The sequence below is a fragment of the Dehalococcoides sp. THU4 genome (assembly GCF_043231265.1).
GTDB classification, from domain to species: Bacteria; Chloroflexota; Dehalococcoidia; order Dehalococcoidales; family Dehalococcoidaceae; genus Dehalococcoides; species Dehalococcoides mccartyi.
This window is the reverse complement of the sequence record NZ_CP171266.1, coordinates 117,684-135,199: the sequence shown is the minus strand read 5'-3', so window position 1 is coordinate 135,199 and position 17,516 is coordinate 117,684. Positions and strand designations below refer to the sequence as shown.

20 protein-coding genes and 1 pseudogene are annotated in these 17,516 nt (G+C 44.2%); 11 read left to right on the top strand and 10 right to left on the bottom strand.

Features of this window, described 5'->3' with window-relative positions; genetic code table 11:
• Window positions 1-84: 84 nt before the first annotated feature.
• Window positions 85-756: a hypothetical protein gene (locus ACE6F3_RS00680; protein ID WP_279115406.1), complete on the bottom strand. Its 672-nt coding sequence runs from the start codon at window positions 754-756 to the stop codon at window positions 85-87.
• Window positions 757-902: 146 nt separating this feature from the next.
• Between ACE6F3_RS00680 and ACE6F3_RS00675 the strand changes: the two genes are divergently transcribed.
• Both ACE6F3_RS00675 and ACE6F3_RS00670 read left to right on the top strand, forming a co-directional pair.
• Window positions 903-1,571 carry a response regulator transcription factor gene (locus tag ACE6F3_RS00675; protein ID WP_279115409.1) on the top strand — a complete coding sequence of 223 codons (669 nt, stop codon included), beginning with the start codon at window positions 903-905 and terminating at the stop codon, window positions 1,569-1,571.
• Window positions 1,568-2,914 carry an ATP-binding protein gene (locus tag ACE6F3_RS00670; protein WP_279115410.1) on the top strand — a complete coding sequence of 449 codons (1,347 nt, stop codon included), beginning with the start codon at window positions 1,568-1,570 and terminating at the stop codon, window positions 2,912-2,914. Before ACE6F3_RS00675 ends, ACE6F3_RS00670 begins: the two co-directional genes overlap by 4 nt.
• 230 nt (window positions 2,915-3,144) lie before the next feature.
• Here the strand turns inward: ACE6F3_RS00670 and ACE6F3_RS00665 are convergent, their stop codons facing one another.
• Window positions 3,145-3,816, bottom strand: a complete 672-nt coding sequence (locus ACE6F3_RS00665) for a response regulator transcription factor (RefSeq protein WP_279115411.1) — start codon at window positions 3,814-3,816, stop codon at window positions 3,145-3,147.
• A gap of 508 nt (window positions 3,817-4,324) precedes the next feature.
• Here ACE6F3_RS00665 and ACE6F3_RS00660 point away from each other — a divergent pair.
• Entirely contained in the window at window positions 4,325-4,726 is a 402-nt protein-coding gene (locus ACE6F3_RS00660) for a hypothetical protein (protein ID WP_279115413.1), read from the top strand.
• A gap of 93 nt (window positions 4,727-4,819) precedes the next feature.
• A complete protein-coding gene (locus tag ACE6F3_RS00655) occupies window positions 4,820-5,035 on the top strand; it encodes a hypothetical protein (protein WP_324664466.1) in 216 nt (71 codons plus the stop codon).
• A gap of 20 nt (window positions 5,036-5,055) precedes the next feature.
• On the opposite strand, the gene ACE6F3_RS00650 is transcribed toward ACE6F3_RS00655, so the two are convergent.
• From ACE6F3_RS00650 to ACE6F3_RS00640, 3 genes and pseudogenes are all read right to left on the bottom strand, one after another.
• The gene (locus ACE6F3_RS00650) at window positions 5,056-5,490 is read right to left on the bottom strand and encodes a hypothetical protein (RefSeq protein ID WP_392654730.1); all 435 of its coding nucleotides are present in this window, start codon (window positions 5,488-5,490) and stop codon (window positions 5,056-5,058) included.
• Window positions 5,491-5,650: 160 nt separating this feature from the next.
• Window positions 5,651-6,034, bottom strand: a complete 384-nt coding sequence (locus ACE6F3_RS00645) for a UvrD-helicase domain-containing protein (protein ID WP_392654729.1) — start codon at window positions 6,032-6,034, stop codon at window positions 5,651-5,653.
• Between the two features lie 363 nt (window positions 6,035-6,397).
• Window positions 6,398-7,846: pseudogene (locus tag ACE6F3_RS00640) on the bottom strand (type III restriction endonuclease subunit R); the annotation flags it as partial.
• Between the two features lie 161 nt (window positions 7,847-8,007).
• On the opposite strand from ACE6F3_RS00640, the gene ACE6F3_RS00635 reads away from it, so the two are divergent.
• From ACE6F3_RS00635 to ACE6F3_RS00610, 6 genes are all read left to right on the top strand, one after another.
• On the top strand, window positions 8,008-8,454 hold the full coding sequence (locus tag ACE6F3_RS00635; protein ID WP_324664458.1) for a hypothetical protein: 447 nt from the start codon (window positions 8,008-8,010) through the stop codon (window positions 8,452-8,454).
• 429 nt (window positions 8,455-8,883) lie between these two features.
• A complete protein-coding gene (locus ACE6F3_RS00630; RefSeq protein WP_324664456.1) occupies window positions 8,884-10,053 on the top strand; it encodes a hypothetical protein in 1,170 nt (389 codons plus the stop codon).
• 72 nt (window positions 10,054-10,125) lie between these two features.
• Window positions 10,126-10,377, top strand: coding sequence for a hypothetical protein (locus ACE6F3_RS00625; RefSeq protein ID WP_324664454.1), 252 nt, complete (start codon window positions 10,126-10,128; stop codon window positions 10,375-10,377).
• 3 nt (window positions 10,378-10,380) lie between these two features.
• Window positions 10,381-10,638 carry a type II toxin-antitoxin system RelE/ParE family toxin gene (locus ACE6F3_RS00620; protein WP_303678273.1) on the top strand — a complete coding sequence of 86 codons (258 nt, stop codon included), beginning with the start codon at window positions 10,381-10,383 and terminating at the stop codon, window positions 10,636-10,638.
• 16 nt (window positions 10,639-10,654) lie between these two features.
• Window positions 10,655-10,918 (top strand): hypothetical protein, encoded by a 264-nt coding sequence (locus ACE6F3_RS00615; protein ID WP_324664451.1) that lies wholly within the window; start codon window positions 10,655-10,657, stop codon window positions 10,916-10,918.
• A 30-nt stretch (window positions 10,919-10,948) separates the two neighbouring features.
• The gene (locus ACE6F3_RS00610) at window positions 10,949-12,463 is read left to right on the top strand and encodes a recombinase family protein (protein ID WP_392654728.1); all 1,515 of its coding nucleotides are present in this window, start codon (window positions 10,949-10,951) and stop codon (window positions 12,461-12,463) included.
• On the opposite strand, the gene dnaN is transcribed toward ACE6F3_RS00610, so the two are convergent.
• The 4 genes from dnaN to ACE6F3_RS00590 form a co-directional block, all read right to left on the bottom strand.
• Entirely contained in the window at window positions 12,438-13,574 is a 1,137-nt protein-coding gene (gene dnaN, locus ACE6F3_RS00605) for a DNA polymerase III subunit beta (protein ID WP_332445481.1), read from the bottom strand. The genes ACE6F3_RS00610 and dnaN overlap by 26 nt on opposite strands.
• Window positions 13,575-13,735: 161 nt before the next feature.
• A complete protein-coding gene (locus tag ACE6F3_RS00600; RefSeq protein WP_332445482.1) occupies window positions 13,736-14,335 on the bottom strand; it encodes an XTP/dITP diphosphatase in 600 nt (199 codons plus the stop codon).
• A gap of 3 nt (window positions 14,336-14,338) precedes the next feature.
• The gene (gene fbp, locus ACE6F3_RS00595; RefSeq protein ID WP_010936915.1) at window positions 14,339-15,436 is read right to left on the bottom strand and encodes a fructose-1,6-bisphosphate aldolase/phosphatase; all 1,098 of its coding nucleotides are present in this window, start codon (window positions 15,434-15,436) and stop codon (window positions 14,339-14,341) included.
• A gap of 20 nt (window positions 15,437-15,456) precedes the next feature.
• Window positions 15,457-16,002: a cob(I)yrinic acid a,c-diamide adenosyltransferase gene (locus tag ACE6F3_RS00590; protein WP_279115429.1), complete on the bottom strand. Its 546-nt coding sequence runs from the start codon at window positions 16,000-16,002 to the stop codon at window positions 15,457-15,459.
• A 163-nt stretch (window positions 16,003-16,165) separates the two neighbouring features.
• Between ACE6F3_RS00590 and ACE6F3_RS00585 the strand changes: the two genes are divergently transcribed.
• Entirely contained in the window at window positions 16,166-16,927 is a 762-nt protein-coding gene (locus tag ACE6F3_RS00585) for a fumarylacetoacetate hydrolase family protein (RefSeq protein ID WP_279115430.1), read from the top strand.
• 43 nt (window positions 16,928-16,970) lie between these two features.
• On the opposite strand, the gene ACE6F3_RS00580 is transcribed toward ACE6F3_RS00585, so the two are convergent.
• Window positions 16,971-17,333, bottom strand: a complete 363-nt coding sequence (locus ACE6F3_RS00580) for a hypothetical protein (protein WP_010936912.1) — start codon at window positions 17,331-17,333, stop codon at window positions 16,971-16,973.
• Window positions 17,334-17,516: the final 183 nt, after the last annotated feature.

The following is a 17,516-nucleotide window of genomic DNA, read 5'->3' as shown; positions in this document are numbered from 1 at the left end:
GCAAACCCTTACCTTGAATTTCCGTGCCTTACCTGAAACAGGTCTAGCCAATCTTTAAAACAGATACCTGCTTTAAAGTAATCATTAAGATATAGCTGATGCCCTGTCGTTCCAGCCTTCAAAAGTCAAAGCCGCATGGCTTGAATCCGCCAGCATGGTAAAGCTGCTGCCTTGAAAACCGGAATATTCCCAAAGTGTAACCGGTGCGGAACTGCAAATCTGGGCGGAGGAGATTTGGTTATCCCAGCCCAGATTTGCCAGATTAGATATTTGGGCATAAGGGTCAAGCAGCATAAGGTTGCCTGAGTACAGCCAGTCTGCAAATAGTTCGCTTCGGTCCAGCCGCAGCATCTGCATCGCTTTGTCAGTGGAAGTATTGAATATATCCCCGTATTCTGCTTCAAGGAATATTTCCATGGCTCTGGCATCAGTAAAAGCGTATAACCCGCCCTTTTTATCTGTGGTGAAGTGAAGCTGGTGCCCGTTAAAAAGGGTGATTTCCTCTGCTTTATACCACACTCCGTCTACATTTACCGGGCATTGGGGTACAACCTGAATAAGCTTGGCTTCATCTTCTGCGGACATAGGGTACAGGGCCACTATTTCCGAAGGGCTGAGGATAGTGCCATAAGTGTTGTCAAAGACCTGGGGATTCGGATAATACTTGCTTGCTATTTCTGCCGCTGATACATTGGCTGCAACCGGCAGGGCGGATACCATGACACCGAGTAATACCGAGGCTAATACTCTAATCATAATTACTCCTCATAGCTGATTAGTACAAGCCTAGCATATAAAGATGAACAATAAATGACCAAAAGATGATTATTGGATGACCGCTGAGGCCAAAATAGTGCTATTATAGGAATTATGAATGATTAACAGGTAAAAGGCTTTGCGGCGTGCGGATTTTATTACTTGATGATGATAAGTGTCTCTGCCAAACCCTGGAGCGGGCTCTTGGTGAGGCCGGGCATGTGGTTGAATATGCCTGTGACGGGGCTTTGGGAGAATACTTTGCCGCAAATTCTGAATTTGACCTGTTGATTCTGGATATCGGCTTGCCGGATAAAAATGGTATTGAGGTCTGCCGGAAGCTCAGGGCTGACGGCATAGTTACACCGGTGCTCATGCTTACCGCCAGAGATTCGCTTGATTCAAAGGTAAAGGGTTTGGATGCCGGTGCGGATGATTACCTTTGCAAGCCGTTTGCCTGTGATGAACTGTTTGCCCGGATACGGGCACTTCAGCGGAGGCCGCCCCTGAGGGTATTGCCGGTTGTTGAAACAGCCGGCATTTCTTTTGACAATGTATCCCACCGGGTTTGCGGCGGGAAAACCGAGATAAAGCTTACAGCGGCAGAATATAAAATACTGGAATATTTTATTACCAATCCCGGTGTTCTTATCACCCGGTCCATGCTGGAGGAGCATCTTTGGGGGGCGGAAAGTACATCTGTCTCCAATACTATTGATTCCCTGATAAAAAAGTTGCGCCAAAAGCTGGGCTGGGATGCAAAAAGCGGCCCTATCAAAACTTTGCGCGGGGCGGGATACAGGCTGGATAGATGAGCGTAAAGATAAAGCTGACCATTATTAATGCCCTGGTATTGCTCTCGGTACTTGGGTTTTTTGGTCTCATATCGTACTTCTTTTTGTCTTACCATTTATTCAGCAGCCTGAATGATTCTTTGGCGGCTGATGCTGAAAAAGCAGCCGGAGAAATTATCCGGTCTGAGGGTAATAACCTGTATTATGCGGGGGATGTGTTTGCGGAAGTGGTTTATATATATGATATTGAAACCGGTCTTATATCCGGGAGTGAAAGGTACAAATCTGTTATCCAGGATTCCATTGCCGACATAACCGCCATAAATGAGTATATGCCCGCCATGCGCTTGGAAATTCCGGATTCCCAGTTAAGGTTTTATGTAGCCTGGTATGATAATGATTATAAGCCCAACCAGCTCCTTATACTTGTGGGTGATGCCGGGTATATTTATAAAACTCTGGACCAGTATAAACAGATTCTCTTTATGGCTATTCCCTTTGTCCTTATTATCGCCGCTGCCTTGGGCTATTTTTTGGCTTACCGGTGTTTAAAACAGGTTCAGGTAATCACCCATACCACCAATAATATAAATCCGTCTGACCTGAAAGACCGTATTCCGGTGAAACAAAATGATGAATTAGGCCAGCTCTCGGCAACCTTAAATTCACTTTTTGACCGGGTTTACGGGTTTATTCAGAGCCAGCACCGCTTTACTTCTGATGCCTCCCATGATTTGAAAGCCCCGCTTACGGTGATTAGGGCGGAGTCCGAGTTGGCGCTTCGCAAAGAGCGGAATACCGAGGAATACCGTCAGGCTTTTAAGAATATTGTAAAGCAAGTTGAGAAAATGGCGCTGATTATTGATGATTTGATGGCTCTGGCCAGTCTGGATGCCGGTCCGCGTCCGGCCCTAAGCTTGAAAATAGATTTGGGTGCTGCCCTTGAAAGCAGTGCTGATAAATGGCAGACCGCTTTTGAAACGAAAAAGATTAAGCTGATTCGGGATATCCAGCCCGGTTTAAACATATACGGAGAGCCCGAACAGTTCAGCCGTCTCTTTGATAATCTTTTTTCCAATGCTGCCAAATATACCCCTGACGGAGGGCAGGTAGTGATTTCCCTTAGAGACGAAAGCGGGTTTATGGTGCTTGCCATAAAAGATACCGGAATCGGGATAAGTAAGGAGCACCTACCCCGTATATTTGACAGGTTTTACCGGGCTGATTGGAGTGCGGAAGGTACTGGCTTGGGTTTATCTATAGTAAAGAGTACCTCTGAGATATACAAAGGGCGGGTTGAGGTGGAAAGTGAACCGGGCAAAGGCACTGTCTTTAAGGTATTTTTGCCCAAGCAGTCGGCATAGAAAAGCCCTTATTATCAGCTGAATTTCTGATACAGCTCTACTCCTAAGGGCATTCTTGCAGCAAAACCGGGTTCAATTTCGCTGAAAATAGAGCCGGTAAAATCCGTGGGGGAAAAGCCTGCAAGGTTTTTAATCAGGGAATTAACAAATCCATTTAAAAAATCAGATTAGGGTATTTATACCGGAAGCTAATGATAACGGCGAAAATGACGGCTGACTTGGTGCGCAGGCTATTTATCCTCAATAATATACCCTAACCCTTTTACCGTTTTTATAAGAGAATTTTTATTATTGTTGTCCAGTTTCTTGCGGATACGGCTGATTAACACTTCTATGACATTGGAAAAAATGTCACTTTCAGATTCCCAAATATGCTCTTCAATCATATTTTTGGTAATTATACAGTTCTTGTTCAGTACCAAATACTCAAGAATGCCGTATTCTTTAGCCGTAAGCTCTATTTCCCTGCCATCGTAAAAAGCTCTTCTGTCCACTGTGTTTAAAGTAAGTTTCCTGAGCTTAATAGAGGGGGAATGCTGGTTATTGGCTCGTCTTAGCAAGGCTCTCAGGCGGGCAAGCAGTTCGGGGAAGCTGAAAGGTTTTACCAGGTAATCATCCGCTCCGCAGTTAAGCCCCCTTACTCTGTCAGCTTCCTGATACCTGGCGGTCAGCATTATGATGGGGGTTTGATTGCCATTGGAGCGTATTTTATGGCATACAGCGAAACCATCAAGTTCAGGCAGCATTATATCCAGAATGATGACATCAAAGGTATATGCCAAAGCCATTTCAGCTCCAAGTTTGCCATTGGACTCCCAGTTGACTACATACCCATTTTCTTCAAGACCGGAAGTAATTACTTTTGCCAGATTGGTATCATCTTCGATTAACAGCAGTTTCATCAGCATATATTATAGCATTCAGTCCGGGTGCAGATTAACGAAAATGTCTGCATTTGTAGAAAGTTTATCCGGGTTATTCATTTTCAGTTCAGATTGAGTTTGTAAACTATATCGGTTGCTGTAAAAGGGGATAAGCCTGATAATTAATCTTAAGATACTGCCTTACATTCTGAAAAATAAACAGGAGGAATCAAAAAATGCCGGTATTCGGTTGGCATGAAATATGGTCTATTTTGCTGAGCCCGCCAATTTTCTTGTGGCTGGTTATGAGTGTTTTGTTCACTATACTTGTTGTGCGGGATGCCAAAAAACGTGGCTATCAGATGTCCTCATACCTATTCTGGGGTATCTTTACCTTTTTGCTCCCCCCTCTGGGTTCAATAGCTTATCTTATCCTGCGTAAATGAATTATGCAGCGCTGCTGACAGTTTTTTGCCATGGATAATCCAGGCAATACAGAAGTGGTGCTATTTGTTTACTCGATATTATATTGCCGGGCGGGATTAAAATGAAAAACAGAATAATCTTATTGGGAATACTTAGTATACTTACTTTTTCCGCATTAAGTTTTACCGGGTGCGATAGTGACGAAGCGTTATGGGGGGCAACCCCTGTGCCTTCGGAAATAAGTTACCAGGGGCATTTATATCTTAACACAGGCAAACTAGTAGCTAAGCAGCAGGTATTAACTAATATACATCCTTTAGGAACTTATGATGCGGCAACTAGTACTGCCGCTGAATATACAACTGGCAGCTTATTGTCTCCGGACGATTGTGGCAGGCTTAATCCCGTAATTTACTCTATAGATGGAGTAAAACCCGAAGAGGCAATTGCGTTTAAAGTTCTCTTGTTTACTCATTCAGGAACTGCTTGGTACTACTATTTCAAATATGAAAGAGTATCGTAATTAACGAAGGCGTATCTTAACATAAGGTAAGATATACATAATATACTCAGCGTTCTTATCCAGGCTAAAGAAAACCTGGCAAAGGCTCTGGAGATGCAGGAGAGCATTAAGGAACTTTGTGCCAAAGTAGTACCCTGTTTGGATAGGTGCTCAAACGCTGAAAAGAAAGATGCTTACACCTATCTGGATCTGAAAATATCAGCCACTCCGGAAGGTGTAAGCATCAAAGGTTACCTTGATTTGAACGTACTCACCACTAGACAAACATGGGGATATCTGCCTTTTGAAGCGTATGTCAGCATGAGGTAGCATATGACATTGAATGAAAATTATGTAAGTGGATGGTTTGTTGATTGTTCCAGGTCGTTTTTTGCCGGTGTCTTCCAAAATTCGTCATACTGGGGTAGGTAATAAGGGTTAATCTCCTCTCCCCATTTCGCTGTTTCCATCCCCAATAAAACTAGTGAACCCTCTATGGAATTTGTTCCTTCTGCCTGAGCTGTCCATGAGATTTTACCTATCATTTTCCTATGCAAGCTAACCCGTAAATCCCAAATGGCTTCAGATGTGGATGGGAATATAGGTCTTTGAAAATCCCATTGAAGGCTAGGAATATTATTTCTGATGTAATCGATCCTTATATCTGGTACCCTAAGTACTTTATTAATGGAGATACGCTCAAAGGAAACAGCTATTCTGGCATGTTCCGCCAATACGTTGCCGATGTTTTGAACAATGAGTCTTAGTTCATATTTGTGTCTCATTTTTAAAACACCGCCTACGCCCTCTTTCTCGGTTTTTTTTAATTGCTTTTCTTCAAAGGATAGAGGATTTATTACGAGACATTTCAGAATTAACTCGGGTTTGTTGCTCTTTTTAAGTAAATCAACAATCTCGTAGTGAGATAGTTCAATATTTGATGTATTAAGTCTTTTGCTGTAATTCTTCTTCGATTATATTTTTTTCCTCATAATCGTCTGCAATGCGTATTGGCCTAGGTAAACGGTCTCCTGCTCCCAGTTGCAGAATTGACTTTAATGCAAAAGAATGGAGTGTGCTAACTTGAGGAATTAGAGATCCTGTCAATAATTCGGTAAGGCGTTTTCTAAGCTCACTTGCAGCTGCTCTAGTAAAGGTGAGAGCCAATATTTCGTTGGCGGAGACATGGTCCTCTTCTATCAGATAGGCGATTCGAGCTGTCATAGTGCGAGTTTTACCTGTTCCAGGCCCCGCTAATAACCGTACATGCACATGGATATCTTTGGCGTTATTTTGTTGTTCGGAGGATAATCCATTACTCCAACTCATGTATTTTTACCTCTAAATATAATTTATTTTAATATATTAGATCCTATGGTCATTTAGTATTGCCCAAACATAACTCGTGCCTCTAACTTGGCTTTGGTTGGCGGCAACAGCGTATTTATTGATATTCCCAGGGGTTATATTCTTGCCTGATTGCTTCAGATTGTATACTTGTTTAAAATTGCTAATATCGATACTCTGATTGATTCGATGATTATTCCGATATATCCAAACAGTTTTATTGTCTACCGTATATGTGAATGGTAATCCGGTTTTTGTTTTAAATACTGAGTTTGATAAATTGATAATTTGGGCCCATGTTGTTTGAAAATTTAAGATCATTCTAACCTCCAAATTGGATTAGGATCATTCCTTATACTCTTTAAAACAGTCTACCAATTTTTCAAAAGAATCAGGGTGATATTTCTCGAAATTAACCACGTCCACAAAGACGAAGTTATAACTAGTATCAGATTGGATTTGGTTTAAATCCTGGCACCATTGGCGTAACCTATTCATCTTAAGCGGCACATCAAGGTCTTCCTGACCTTTAGTTTCTACTATGTAAATATTTTTATTAGATAATTTTACAAGAAAATCAGGGTAGTAATCGGATATATTCCCATCGGCATTAACATAGTCAATCTTAAAATGCACACCAAAATAATTCTTGGCGTAGGCTTTTACGTCACTACATTTTTCAAGAAATCCGGCAAACATTAACTCAAAATGGCTATCACCTATTACTTTGTTAAAAACACTCTTATTAGGGATTAAATATGACTTCTCCTTGACAACAAAAGGTCTCGTTTGGCTTATCTTAATACTATCCCTGATTTCGGAATCTCCGATATCGTGAATAGTGAGTTTATTAATTGCAGTTTTAAAGGTTTCAATAATGGTTTTTGTGGCTCTTAGTTCAGATAAATTTCGTAACGTGTTGAGATTGTCTAAAGCTATTTTTTGATTAAACAGTTGCTCTTGGATAAAAGATTTAATCTTCCCATACAAAATCTCATAACCGCTTACCAGCCTGAGTTCCTTCATTATTGTTTGGGTGAAGTATCCTATTGCGGCATGATAATCGGGCATGCAAGTTGAATCTAATATTGTGGTGTGGGTTATTTCCCCATTAGTTATGTCTCTAAAGACAATTTCACGCTGCTGTTCTTCTGAAAATTGCATGTAGGGGATTTTTATAACTGCGAATGATTTTTCATCTATGTCCATGAGGTTTTTATATTCACGATATATTCTTGGTGTTAAAACGGGAATTTCTATATCAAGCGCCTCAATATTTTTATTTAAATTGTCTTTATCTACTTCAATTACCAACGGAGCTTGAGGGGCAGTTCCTGGACCCATTGGTCTCATATCAAGTATTACACCTTCAGCCTGGATAGATTCCACAAATTCCATAAATGCAGGTGTGCCCACTACACTCAGGTATTCGGTGACCTCACCAAAATACATTTTACGCAGACCCCGTCCTAATGTTTGCTCCGGTAAGATATTACTTTTTGCCTTATAAGGCCTGAGTCCGACGATTGTTGTTACATTGCGCACGTCCCATCCTTCTTTTAGAACCATTACAGAGACAACCGCTTTGTATGGGCTTGAGGGGTTATCTATTTCATTTGCCTGTTTTCTTAATTTATCCAGTTCCTCTTTGCTTTTCCCAGAAGCGGATTCAGATATTTCGCCGTTATTTTTTGTGTGTATTACCAATACAGTATCTTTTAAATCAGGATAGCTGTTTTCAAGGTATGCTGCGACTTCGTCACAATTAGTAGTATCATCTGCCTCAGGGTAAAGCTTTACTTGAAACGGTAAACAAGCATACCTCGAATGGTAAAAATATATGGAGCGGCCTTTCAAAAAAACTTGCACCCAAATATTTACGGCTTTTTAAGCCATGGCTGGACATCAAGAAAAACAAATTCCGCAGTAAGGATTTCGGGTACTGGTTTGATAGTATGCAGGAATTGATAAAATATGGTTTTAATACTAAAGATGATATTAACAAGGGTTCCTGCAAAATAACAGGGAGTTCTGAGTGGCTATTTTTAGCTATATTTATGCGTTCATATGCTGAACACAGCAAAATCATGATCAAGGAATGGGAAGAAAAGAAGGTATTACAATACGGCGGCAAAACCTATGATTTGAGTAAGATATTTACAGATGAGAGTACTAGTAGGATTCATAGGAATTTAACAAAACAATATAAAGAATCTGGCTATATTCTCCGGCATGATGAAAAGATAGTTCAAATTGCCACCAGGTGGTATTACTCACGGGTGAAATATTCAGGCCCGACTGAGTTTTGTTATAAAGTATCTAATGCTGATTTAATACCTTCCAATGTTAGTCTTGAAATCAAACCCTGTGATGAAGCTATGGGGTATCCAAGAGGAGTATAAAACTCTAGATTTAAGATTAGGGCTAAATACATAAGCCATCCTGAAAAGGGTGGCTCTTTTATTTTGTACAAAAAATATATACTCCCTCAAACGTGGTTGTGCAAAAAAGATATACTCTGTGACCTTCTTTCCAATGAGAAAATATTTGCATGGAAGTAAACAAGCAGTACCCTGAAATTAAGTTAAGCATGGGAATGCGTATGATTTCCATGGCTCAACAGACAGCAGGTAAGCGGTTTTTCAGCAGTCTCATTGACCGGGCTCGCCAGGCTGGAATGCATACTGAGTCTTGCACTGCAAGATTGCCCGGCCGGAGTGACGGGCAAGATGCAGGGCAGGCGAGCCAGTGAGACGCAGAAAGCTAGTTGCCTGAAATCCCCCTCACTAACTAACAGGGGGGTTCTGGATAGTAAAGGCTAGTAAGAGAAAATGGATAGAATAAAAGTAGCAGCAAGCGGAATAGACACCCTGGTGATAGGGTTTGAGATACAGGAATATCTTGATACAGAATGCTTTGAGATGCTCACCGAAGCCAAAGAGAAAGCCGGAGAGAAGATGTTCAACTCTAAAGGATACGGTATTGAATGGTTTGGGGTTGAATTCAGTATTTCAGCTCGCGGGTCTAAGGGTTATGAATGGGTACTTAGAAATGCGGATGTAACTGTCTGCATAGCCAGAGAAGCTAGAGGTGGCTCAATAATGCCGGAAGTATATGTAACCTTCAGCAGTCAAAACCTGTGGGCAAACGGCCCGGAAAAGGCTGTCAACGACTTTATCCAGTGGCTTACTAGATGGGCTGTACCCAAAAATAACCGGATATCCAGGGCAGACCTGGGTCTTGATATGCAAATGCCCTTTCCTGTCCTAGATATGGAAACAGAAGTAGTGGCCCGTGCCAGGGTAAAGGCAGAATATATGGAATCGAATAAATCAGAACACTATATGAACTGCCGGAAGCATACCGGATACAAATTCGGAGAAGGGGACTTATCTGCCCGGATTTATGATAAGACTTTGGAGATTACCCTTAAGCAAAAAGAATGGATGAGAGAGATCTGGAAGTCGAATAACTGGGATAGTAAAGCCAGTGTGATAAGATTTGAATTCCAGTGCCGCCGTCACTTTTTAAAAGAGATGGGAGTAACCACCTTTGCTGACTTAATGGATACCCTGGCTGATATCTGGCGTTACTGCACCTCCAGCTGGTTAAGGATATGTGATAAAGGCTCGGAAACCAATCAAGCCCGGTGGGAGAGCAAAGACTACTGGCAAATAATCCAACAGAGCTTTGGGCTCTTCGGTCAGGCTAATGGGGTAATCCGGATGAAAGCCAAGCAGGTGAGGTATGACCACCTAATAAGACAGATAAGGGGCTGTATGGTTTCTGCGGTGGCTTCTTTAAACTCTGGCATGGGTTCAGTTGCAGGGATGGTAAAGCTCAAGCAAGATCTGTATGAAATGCTTACCTCTGAAGAATTCAAGGATGATGTAGCCAAACGCCAAGGACTGGTTTCTAATGTAGATAAGCACAGTAATCATCTTCTGGAAGTGGCCCTTAAAATGGGGGCTAAAATTGAAAGGATAGAGTGGAAGGAATAAATTAAAGTGATTGCTAGAAATTTTCACAAGGGATATAATAGGAGTAAACATAGCCAAAGTAGGGGGAATAGAATGGTAGAATCTGCTAATCGAACAAGATATTTTCTGGATTTAGAGCCTTCATTGCGTAACCGGATGAAAGCTTATGCGGCATTGCAGGGTAAGAGCATGAGAGAATGGCTGACTGAAGCCATAATTTCTAAAATGGAAGATGAAATTGATGTGGCTGAAGGTTTGAATGCACTGACTGATACTGAGGGTACACTGTCACTTGAGAGCTATCTGGAAACACGTAAAGCGGTACACAGCGGTAACCTGGCATAGGTTATGTACCGGATAGAGTTAAGGCGTAAAGCCCAGCAGGATTTAGATAAGCTGCCTAAGAAGGACTTTGAGGCTGTTATAAAAACGATTAAAGAACTGACAAATACTCCCAGACCAAAAGGTATTGAAAAACTGAAAGTTTCAGGTTTATGGCGTGTCCGTCAGGGTGACTACCGGATAGTTTATAACATCGATGACAAACAAAGCTTGGTGATTATTGTGCGTATCGGAAACCGCAAAGAGATTTACAGGTCTCTTTAATGGAGAGGATGGAGCTATGACTACACCTTTATGTAACATGATTCTTGCTTCTTTTAGTGTGCTCATATTCGCTTTTGCAACTTGGATCGGTTTTGTTCCGCTAGATAAAAAACATTTCGATAAAAATCAATGGGAAAATAAGGTGAAAAAATGGACAAACAAAATGTTTGAGAAGTTGTTCCCTAAATGGCAATGGCCTAGAACGGAACGTTACGCATTAACAAAAGTAGGTTTGGGGATCGCAGTTCTATTTGGATTATTAGGAATTTGGTTACCTTAATATTTCTTTGTTTTTAGGGGATGGTGAAATATGAAAGCTGCAATCTACTGCCGTGTATCTACTGAAGGCCAGGAACAAGACGGTACTAGTCTTCAAACCCAGCTAGAAGCCTGTTTAAACTATTGTCAGGTTAAAGGTTATGAGGTTAAGTACCAGTTCAGTGAAGCCTGGTCTGGTCTTTCTCTGGAGCGTCCTCGTTTGGCGGAACTGCGTGAAGCAGTGCGTTCCCATGCAATTGAGGTGGTTGTAGTTTATAGTCTAGATAGATTCTCTCGCGATCCGGTGCATGGGGTTATTCTGATGCAAGAGTTAGAGAAGAATGAAGTTGCTCTGGAAGCGGCAACTGAAACGGTAGATAACTCCGAAGTAGGTAAGCTGGTGTTCTATATAAAGGGTTATGCCGCCAAGCTGGATGCTGAAAGAAGACGTGATGCTACCGGGCGTGGTAAAAGAGCTTTACTGAAAAATGGACAGATGCCGCAGGGAACAGGTGTTGGTATATATGGTTATAAATGGGATCCTGCCACTAAGAAACGGATTCCTCTTGCCCATGAATCAAGGGCTGTCCAGCATATGTTTGAAATGGCTGCTAGCGGGAAGAGTTGTTTTGCTATAGCCAGAACTTTGAATGATTCCAGTGTGCCTACTAAAACGGGTAAAAAATGGGAAGCCCGGACTGTAAGCCGGCTTTTAGCTAATAGAGCCTATACAGGTATAACCTATTTTGGCCGTACTGTGGGCAAAGATCATAAGAAAACAAATGAAGATACTTGGCACGTTCTTACGGATGTTACGCCTGCCATAATCAGTCAAGAATTATTTGAACAGACTCAATCTGCCCTTGCAAAATTGAGAGGACTTCACAGCGGAAAAGCTAAGCATGAATATCCACTAACTGGATTTGCTGTTTGCGGAAAGTGTGGTAGTCCGCTAGTTGGTAGTTGTCTGCGTGGGAATTATCGTTATTACCATTGTCGTGGAACGTATCCCACTGCATCGCGGGCAAAGATATGTGATGCTCACTATATCAAGGCAGATTGGCTTGAAGAAGTGGTCTGGGACAAGGTAAAAAGCGTTCTTAGCCAGCCTGAACTTTTGTTAGCTGAAGTGGGCAAGCAAGTAGAAAATGAAAAGGCTCACTATTCAACAGGCACAATGGATAAAGAAATTAAAGATCTCAGTCGCCGCCTTAAGGGATATGATGGGCAGGAACGGCGGCTTATGAATGTATTAAGAATGGATTTGGCAACGCCGGATATTGTTCTGGACGAAATAAACCTTATGAAGAAGGAACGGGAAGCAGATCAGGTACGTCTTAGTGGTCTTCTTCAGGCTAAAGAAAACCTGGTAAAGGCCTTGGAGATGCAGGAAAGCATAAAGGAATTATGTGCAAAGGTAGTGCCTTGTTTGGATAGCTGCTCAAGTGATGAAAAGAAAGATGCTTACACCTATCTGGATTTGAAAATTTCAGCTACTCCGGAAGGTGTAAGCATCAAAGGTTACCTTGATTTGAACGTACTCACCATTGCACGAACATGGGCATGATAACGTGGATGTAGTTGTCCGCCCCCACCGGTTTTATCACACCGGGGCTTGACGGGCTGGTTACTTCCAGTGATACCTGCTGGGCTTTAAGTACTCCCAGGACGTCCAGAAGGTATTTGCCGTTGAAGGCTATTTTAGCTTCCTCACCCTGAACTACGGCATCAAGTTCACCGGTATTGTCACCCACTTCTTCAGAGCGGGCGGAGATGGTGAGCTTACCGGGGGTATTATTGCTTCCGGGGTTCATCATCAGCCGGACTATGCCGCCGCCGTCACGGGCAAAGATTGTAGCTGTTCTGGTGGCCATAAGGAACTGGTTGGCATCTACTACCACTTTGGTAGTAAAGCTTTGGGGGATTATCTGGTTGTACTGGGGGAAATTCCCCTGTACCAGCTGAGATACCAGCTCAATATTTTTAAGCCTGAAAAGTATCTGGCTCTTGGCAGTATCTACATTTATCATCAGGGCTTCTTCCTCGTCCATACTGGCCAGGCGGGAAAGCTCACCCAGTGTACGGGCTGGAATGATTACTTTAGTAGCAGTTTTTACCGCTTCCAGCAGAGGCAGTTTATAAACAGCCAGACGGAAACCGTCAGCTGCAGCCAGAGTCAGGGTGCTGCCTTCAAATTCGGCGTTGACACCAGTGAGCACCGGGCGGGATTCGTCAGTTGCCGAAGCAAATACCACTTCGCTTACGGCCTGGCGGAAGGCCTCAACGTTAATCTTGGTGGAGATGCCGTTTTCCACTTTGGGTACAGGCGGGAAGTCTTTTGCGTCAACGCCTGTTATGCGTGCCTCAAAGCGGGCGCATTTAATATTGAGTGCCTTTGACTTGGCATTAAGGTTTAATTCTATTTTATCATTGGGCAGAGAGCTGACAAATTCGGTCAGGAGTTTGGCAGGTACGGTGGTGCTCCCTTCTTCCTCTATCTTGGCTCCTATCCAGCAGCTGATAGCCATTTCAAGGTTGGTGGCGGCCAGTTTTAAACGGCCGTCATCAGTTGAGATAAGGACATTGTTGGTAATGGGCAGGGTAGTCCGGCCGGCAGCCGCTTTGCCCACAATGTTTAGACCCTTGTTCAGATTTTCCTGTAAGCATGTAAGTTTCATATTTACCCCCCGGGGTTATTTACTGGTCTTTCAGTATATCCCAAGAATAGCACTTAAACAAGATATTTTTGTGCTCAAAATGAAGCAGTAAATAGTTTATCAAGGAATAAAAACGGGATTAAAAAAGAGCAGAGTGTGTAAGTTTATTTGGTGTGTCTTAACTAATTAGTGGCTATTTTGGCCAGAAACCGGCTGGCTTTTTGGGCGGCTATAGACCGGTGGGAAATGCTGTTTTTTATTTCAGGCGGGAGTTCGGCCATAGTTTTACCGTATTCCGGCAGGTAAAAAACGGGGTCATAGCCAAATCCGTTAGTGCCGCGGGGCTCAGTGCTTATAAATCCTTCGCAAGTACCCTCAAAGGTGGCGATGATATGGCCCGGCTGGGCAATGGCGATTACGCAGCGGAAACGGGCGGTGCGTTTTTCAGCGGGGATAGTGTGCATTTTAGACAGGAGATATGCATTCCGGTCTGTATCGGTAGCGTTTTCCCCGGCATAGCGGGCAGAATAGACCCCGGGTTCACCCCCCAGAGCGTCTACTGCCAGACCGGAGTCATCTGCCAAAGTAAGATGCCCGCTTGCTTCCGCCAGAGCGGCGGCTTTCAAGCGGGCATTCTCTTCAAATGTAGTGCCGGTTTCGGCAACTGTTATATCTATACCCATATCTGCCGGTGTGACAAGCTCAAAACCCGAATCGCTAAGGAGAGAAGCATATTCTCTCAGCTTGCCCCGGTTGTTGCTTGCCAGCAGGAGCTTGGGCATAAACTAGTCTTCCAGGGGTTTAAAGCGTCCGGCCAGTTTCTTGGATACCTGAGGCATGGTGGTGTATTCCATTTCCTCCAGCGGCAGGCGATGGGGCTCAAACGGGCCGTGGGAGCGCATCATATCTGCCATATCCAGTGATTTCTGGCGGGCATTGTCAAAGGACTTATCTTTAAACATATCACGCGGACCGATAAGCATACCGTTTGACAGTTGGAAACCCAGAGCGGTTACCCGGGGCGGGCCGTCAAAGCGGGTGGGGGTGCTGTCTTCTATTGAGACAGGCATAATAGGGCCGTTGTGTGAGCCGCGCATCCAGCCTTCTACCAGATAAGGCTGGGCGAAGGGTTCAAGTATTTCACCCACAGCCGGGAAAGACCCCTGAGCGCGGACAATACAAACCGGGTCGTCTTTACCTACATAACGGTCAGCCAAAAAGGCCAGTTTCTGGGTGGAAGAAACAGCCGCAATCTCGCCCTTGCGGGTGGAAACGCTCTTGATAGCGAAGCGGGAATGGGCGCCGATAAATACCAGCATGTCATAGATTTCTTCGGGGGTGTTAAAGCTAATGCCCTTGCTTTCCTTGACGTCATGAACCTCAAAGGAGAAGCCGTCATGCATATTTTCGGCTATGACCAAACCTATGGTGTTAAAGGGGTCTGCAAACATTTTGTAAAGAGGCAGATTCCAGGCACCGGAAGAGGTCTTGTCGGCCATGAAGATTATGATAGGTTCGGAAGGCCGTTCCTCAAGCTCCATTTCGGCTACGCCGGGCCCCATGCCCTTTACGTTTCCGGAGAAGGCATCACACAGCAAATCCTGCCCGGCGCCGTAAAGCTTCAGCTCTTTGGCAACTTCGGTGCAGCTTACAAAGGTATCCCAAGCCATTTCGTGGATAACTTTGTTGTTTATACCTTTCTGGTGGGTCATAACCAGCTGGAGGTCGTCGCCGCACTTGGTTATATGGTAATCAATCAGCATGCCATTCTTTTTGGCCTCCGCCAGGTGCTTTTCAGCCCTGACCAGACACTGCGGGTGTGAGTCCGAATGGCCTACAAAACCGCCGATATCTGCTTTAATAACACTAAGGGTTACTTTCATTATTTTCTCCTTGGTGAAGATTAGTAATCTATACCTTTACGGGCTTTGATGCCCCTAGTATACGGGTGTTTGACTGCCTTTATTTCCGAAACCAGGTCAGCCAGTTCTATAAGTTCAGCCGGGGCGCCCCGCCCGGTCATAATCAGCTCTACGCAGGGCGGTTTGGCGTTTATCATCCGGATAACCTGTTCGGTGGTGACCAGCCCGGCCGTCAGGGCTATCATGATTTCGTCCATGACTACCAGGTCATACTGCCCGCCGGTTACCGCTGCGGAGGCGGCCTCAAAAGCCCGTTCCGCCTGTGTGCGGGTTTCTTCGGATATGCTTTTGAGTATCCAGCCGGCCTGGCCGAAGCTTTGCAAAGTTACATTCGGCAGGGAAGACAATATTTTAAATTCACCGTGGTCAAAACGTTTTCCCTTGGCAAAAAAAATGAGGCAAACCCTCAGCCCGTGACCGGCAGCCCTGATAGCAGTGCCGACAGCCGCCGAGGTCTTACCCTTGCCTTCACCGGTGAATATGGATATAAGGCCTTTTTCAAGGTAAGGGGTATGGTTTGTTACCAAAAAAATCCTCCCAACATACGGCCTAGCGCCGAAGATAAAGTTTAACAGTGGCATACGGGACTGTCAAGCCAAACTCCGGGTATTTCTGCTTGGCTCAGGCTTTGCAGGCGGGTAAAAACTTTTGATTGCACCCTTCGGGGCTACAGGCTAGAATAGTGTACATATGAAAATAGTGCGTTTTAATCTTACCGGCAGACGGGCCGGGTATGCCGTGCTGGAAGGTTCCCAGCTAAAGGAACTAAAGGGCAATCCTTTCGGCAAAGTTGTTTTTTCAGGCCGGGTTTTTGACCTTTCGGCAGTGAAGCTTCTTCCCCCCTCAGCCCCATCTAAAATAGTGGCCATTGGTTTAAACTATAAAGCCCATGCCGGAGAGATGGCTGAAAATCTGCCCCGGATACCCCTTATTTTTTTTAAAAATGCCGGTGGTATTATCGGCCCGGAAGATAACATAATAAAACCATCTCAATCCGGGCAGGTGGATTATGAAGGGGAACTGGCCGTTATTATAAAAAAGAAAGCCCGCAATATAAGCCCCGAAACTGCCTTTGATTATATACTGGGATACAGCTGTTTTAATGATGTAACCGCCAGAGATTTGCAGAAGGCGGACGGGCAGTGGTCACGGGCTAAAGGCTTTGATACCTTCGCGGTCTGCGGTCCGTGGATAGAAACCGAGCTTGACCCCCAGGGCCAGTTGCTGGAGACCTACCTGAACGGCAGGCTTAAACAGCGCGCTTTTACGGCAGATATGATATTTGATATTCCCCTGATAGTCAGCTTTGTATCAGAGGTAATGACCCTGATGCCGGGTGATATTATTGCCACCGGCACGCCTTCGGGCATAGGGCCGATGAAACCCGGAGACAGGGTGGAAGTACGCATTTCAGGTATAGGCAGTTTGATAAACCACCTGGCTCTGAAATAAAGCTTTCAGGGCGGGGTATCTCTTCAAAGTAAATCTTCCCGGCTTAGGTTTTCCGGAAATACTGTTTGGCATCTGGCCGGTTGAGGTATATAAGGCCGAATATGCCGGCGGCTGTACCCAAAGGGAATAAAATCAGCGAAACCGCCGCCTGGTATAAACTGGCCAGCCGCCCGTATTTACGGCCGCTCAGCAGACCTATCCCCCCCGCTATTGAGGCCGCAAAGTAAGTGCAGATGAAAAAGAGGAATATGCTTAAGCCCCAGATAGCTCCCGTGCGGGCGTAATCATATAACCAGGCTACTGCAGGTAAAAAGAATAATAACATTATCAGTATGCCTGCCAGACTGAAGAGAGCGGCAAAAAACTGCCAGATTACCAGTATAATTATGCCGTCAGGTTTTCCCATATACTCAAAAACCACCGAGATATTTACTAACCCTGCGGTTTATATTAGATGCCTCAAAACCCTTAGTCAATATATTTTTGTGCTGCCTGAACGTCAACTTGAAAGCAAAACCGATTGTGCTATAATCATGCACGGTTTGGGCTGTTTAGGGCAGTCCGCACCGGTTTTTTAGGAAAAGCCCGC

What these genes read in the sequence shown, in the direction of transcription:
- ACE6F3_RS00680 (WP_279115406.1), bottom strand. Translation starts at nt 756, where the DNA reads ATGATTAGAGTATTAGCCTCGGTATTACTCGGTGTCATGGTATCCGCC.
- ACE6F3_RS00670 (WP_279115410.1), top strand. Translation starts at nt 1,568, where the DNA reads ATGAGCGTAAAGATAAAGCTGACCATTATTAATGCCCTGGTATTGCTC.
- ACE6F3_RS00665 (WP_279115411.1), bottom strand. Translation starts at nt 3,816, where the DNA reads ATGAAACTGCTGTTAATCGAAGATGATACCAATCTGGCAAAAGTAATT.
- ACE6F3_RS00660 (WP_279115413.1), top strand. Translation starts at nt 4,325, where the DNA reads ATGAAAAACAGAATAATCTTATTGGGAATACTTAGTATACTTACTTTT.
- ACE6F3_RS00655 (WP_324664466.1), top strand. Translation starts at nt 4,820, where the DNA reads ATGCAGGAGAGCATTAAGGAACTTTGTGCCAAAGTAGTACCCTGTTTG.
- ACE6F3_RS00650 (WP_392654730.1), bottom strand. Translation starts at nt 5,490, where the DNA reads ATGAGACACAAATATGAACTAAGACTCATTGTTCAAAACATCGGCAAC.
- ACE6F3_RS00645 (WP_392654729.1), bottom strand. Translation starts at nt 6,034, where the DNA reads ATGAGTTGGAGTAATGGATTATCCTCCGAACAACAAAATAACGCCAAA.
- ACE6F3_RS00635 (WP_324664458.1), top strand. Translation starts at nt 8,008, where the DNA reads ATGCAGGAATTGATAAAATATGGTTTTAATACTAAAGATGATATTAAC.
- ACE6F3_RS00630 (WP_324664456.1), top strand. Translation starts at nt 8,884, where the DNA reads ATGGATAGAATAAAAGTAGCAGCAAGCGGAATAGACACCCTGGTGATA.
- ACE6F3_RS00625 (WP_324664454.1), top strand. Translation starts at nt 10,126, where the DNA reads ATGGTAGAATCTGCTAATCGAACAAGATATTTTCTGGATTTAGAGCCT.
- ACE6F3_RS00620 (WP_303678273.1), top strand. Translation starts at nt 10,381, where the DNA reads ATGTACCGGATAGAGTTAAGGCGTAAAGCCCAGCAGGATTTAGATAAG.
- ACE6F3_RS00615 (WP_324664451.1), top strand. Translation starts at nt 10,655, where the DNA reads ATGACTACACCTTTATGTAACATGATTCTTGCTTCTTTTAGTGTGCTC.
- ACE6F3_RS00610 (WP_392654728.1), top strand. Translation starts at nt 10,949, where the DNA reads ATGAAAGCTGCAATCTACTGCCGTGTATCTACTGAAGGCCAGGAACAA.
- dnaN (WP_332445481.1), bottom strand. Translation starts at nt 13,574, where the DNA reads ATGAAACTTACATGCTTACAGGAAAATCTGAACAAGGGTCTAAACATT.
- ACE6F3_RS00600 (WP_332445482.1), bottom strand. Translation starts at nt 14,335, where the DNA reads ATGCCCAAGCTCCTGCTGGCAAGCAACAACCGGGGCAAGCTGAGAGAA.
- fbp (WP_010936915.1), bottom strand. Translation starts at nt 15,436, where the DNA reads ATGAAAGTAACCCTTAGTGTTATTAAAGCAGATATCGGCGGTTTTGTA.
- ACE6F3_RS00585 (WP_279115430.1), top strand. Translation starts at nt 16,166, where the DNA reads ATGAAAATAGTGCGTTTTAATCTTACCGGCAGACGGGCCGGGTATGCC.
- ACE6F3_RS00580 (WP_010936912.1), bottom strand. Translation starts at nt 17,333, where the DNA reads ATGGGAAAACCTGACGGCATAATTATACTGGTAATCTGGCAGTTTTTT.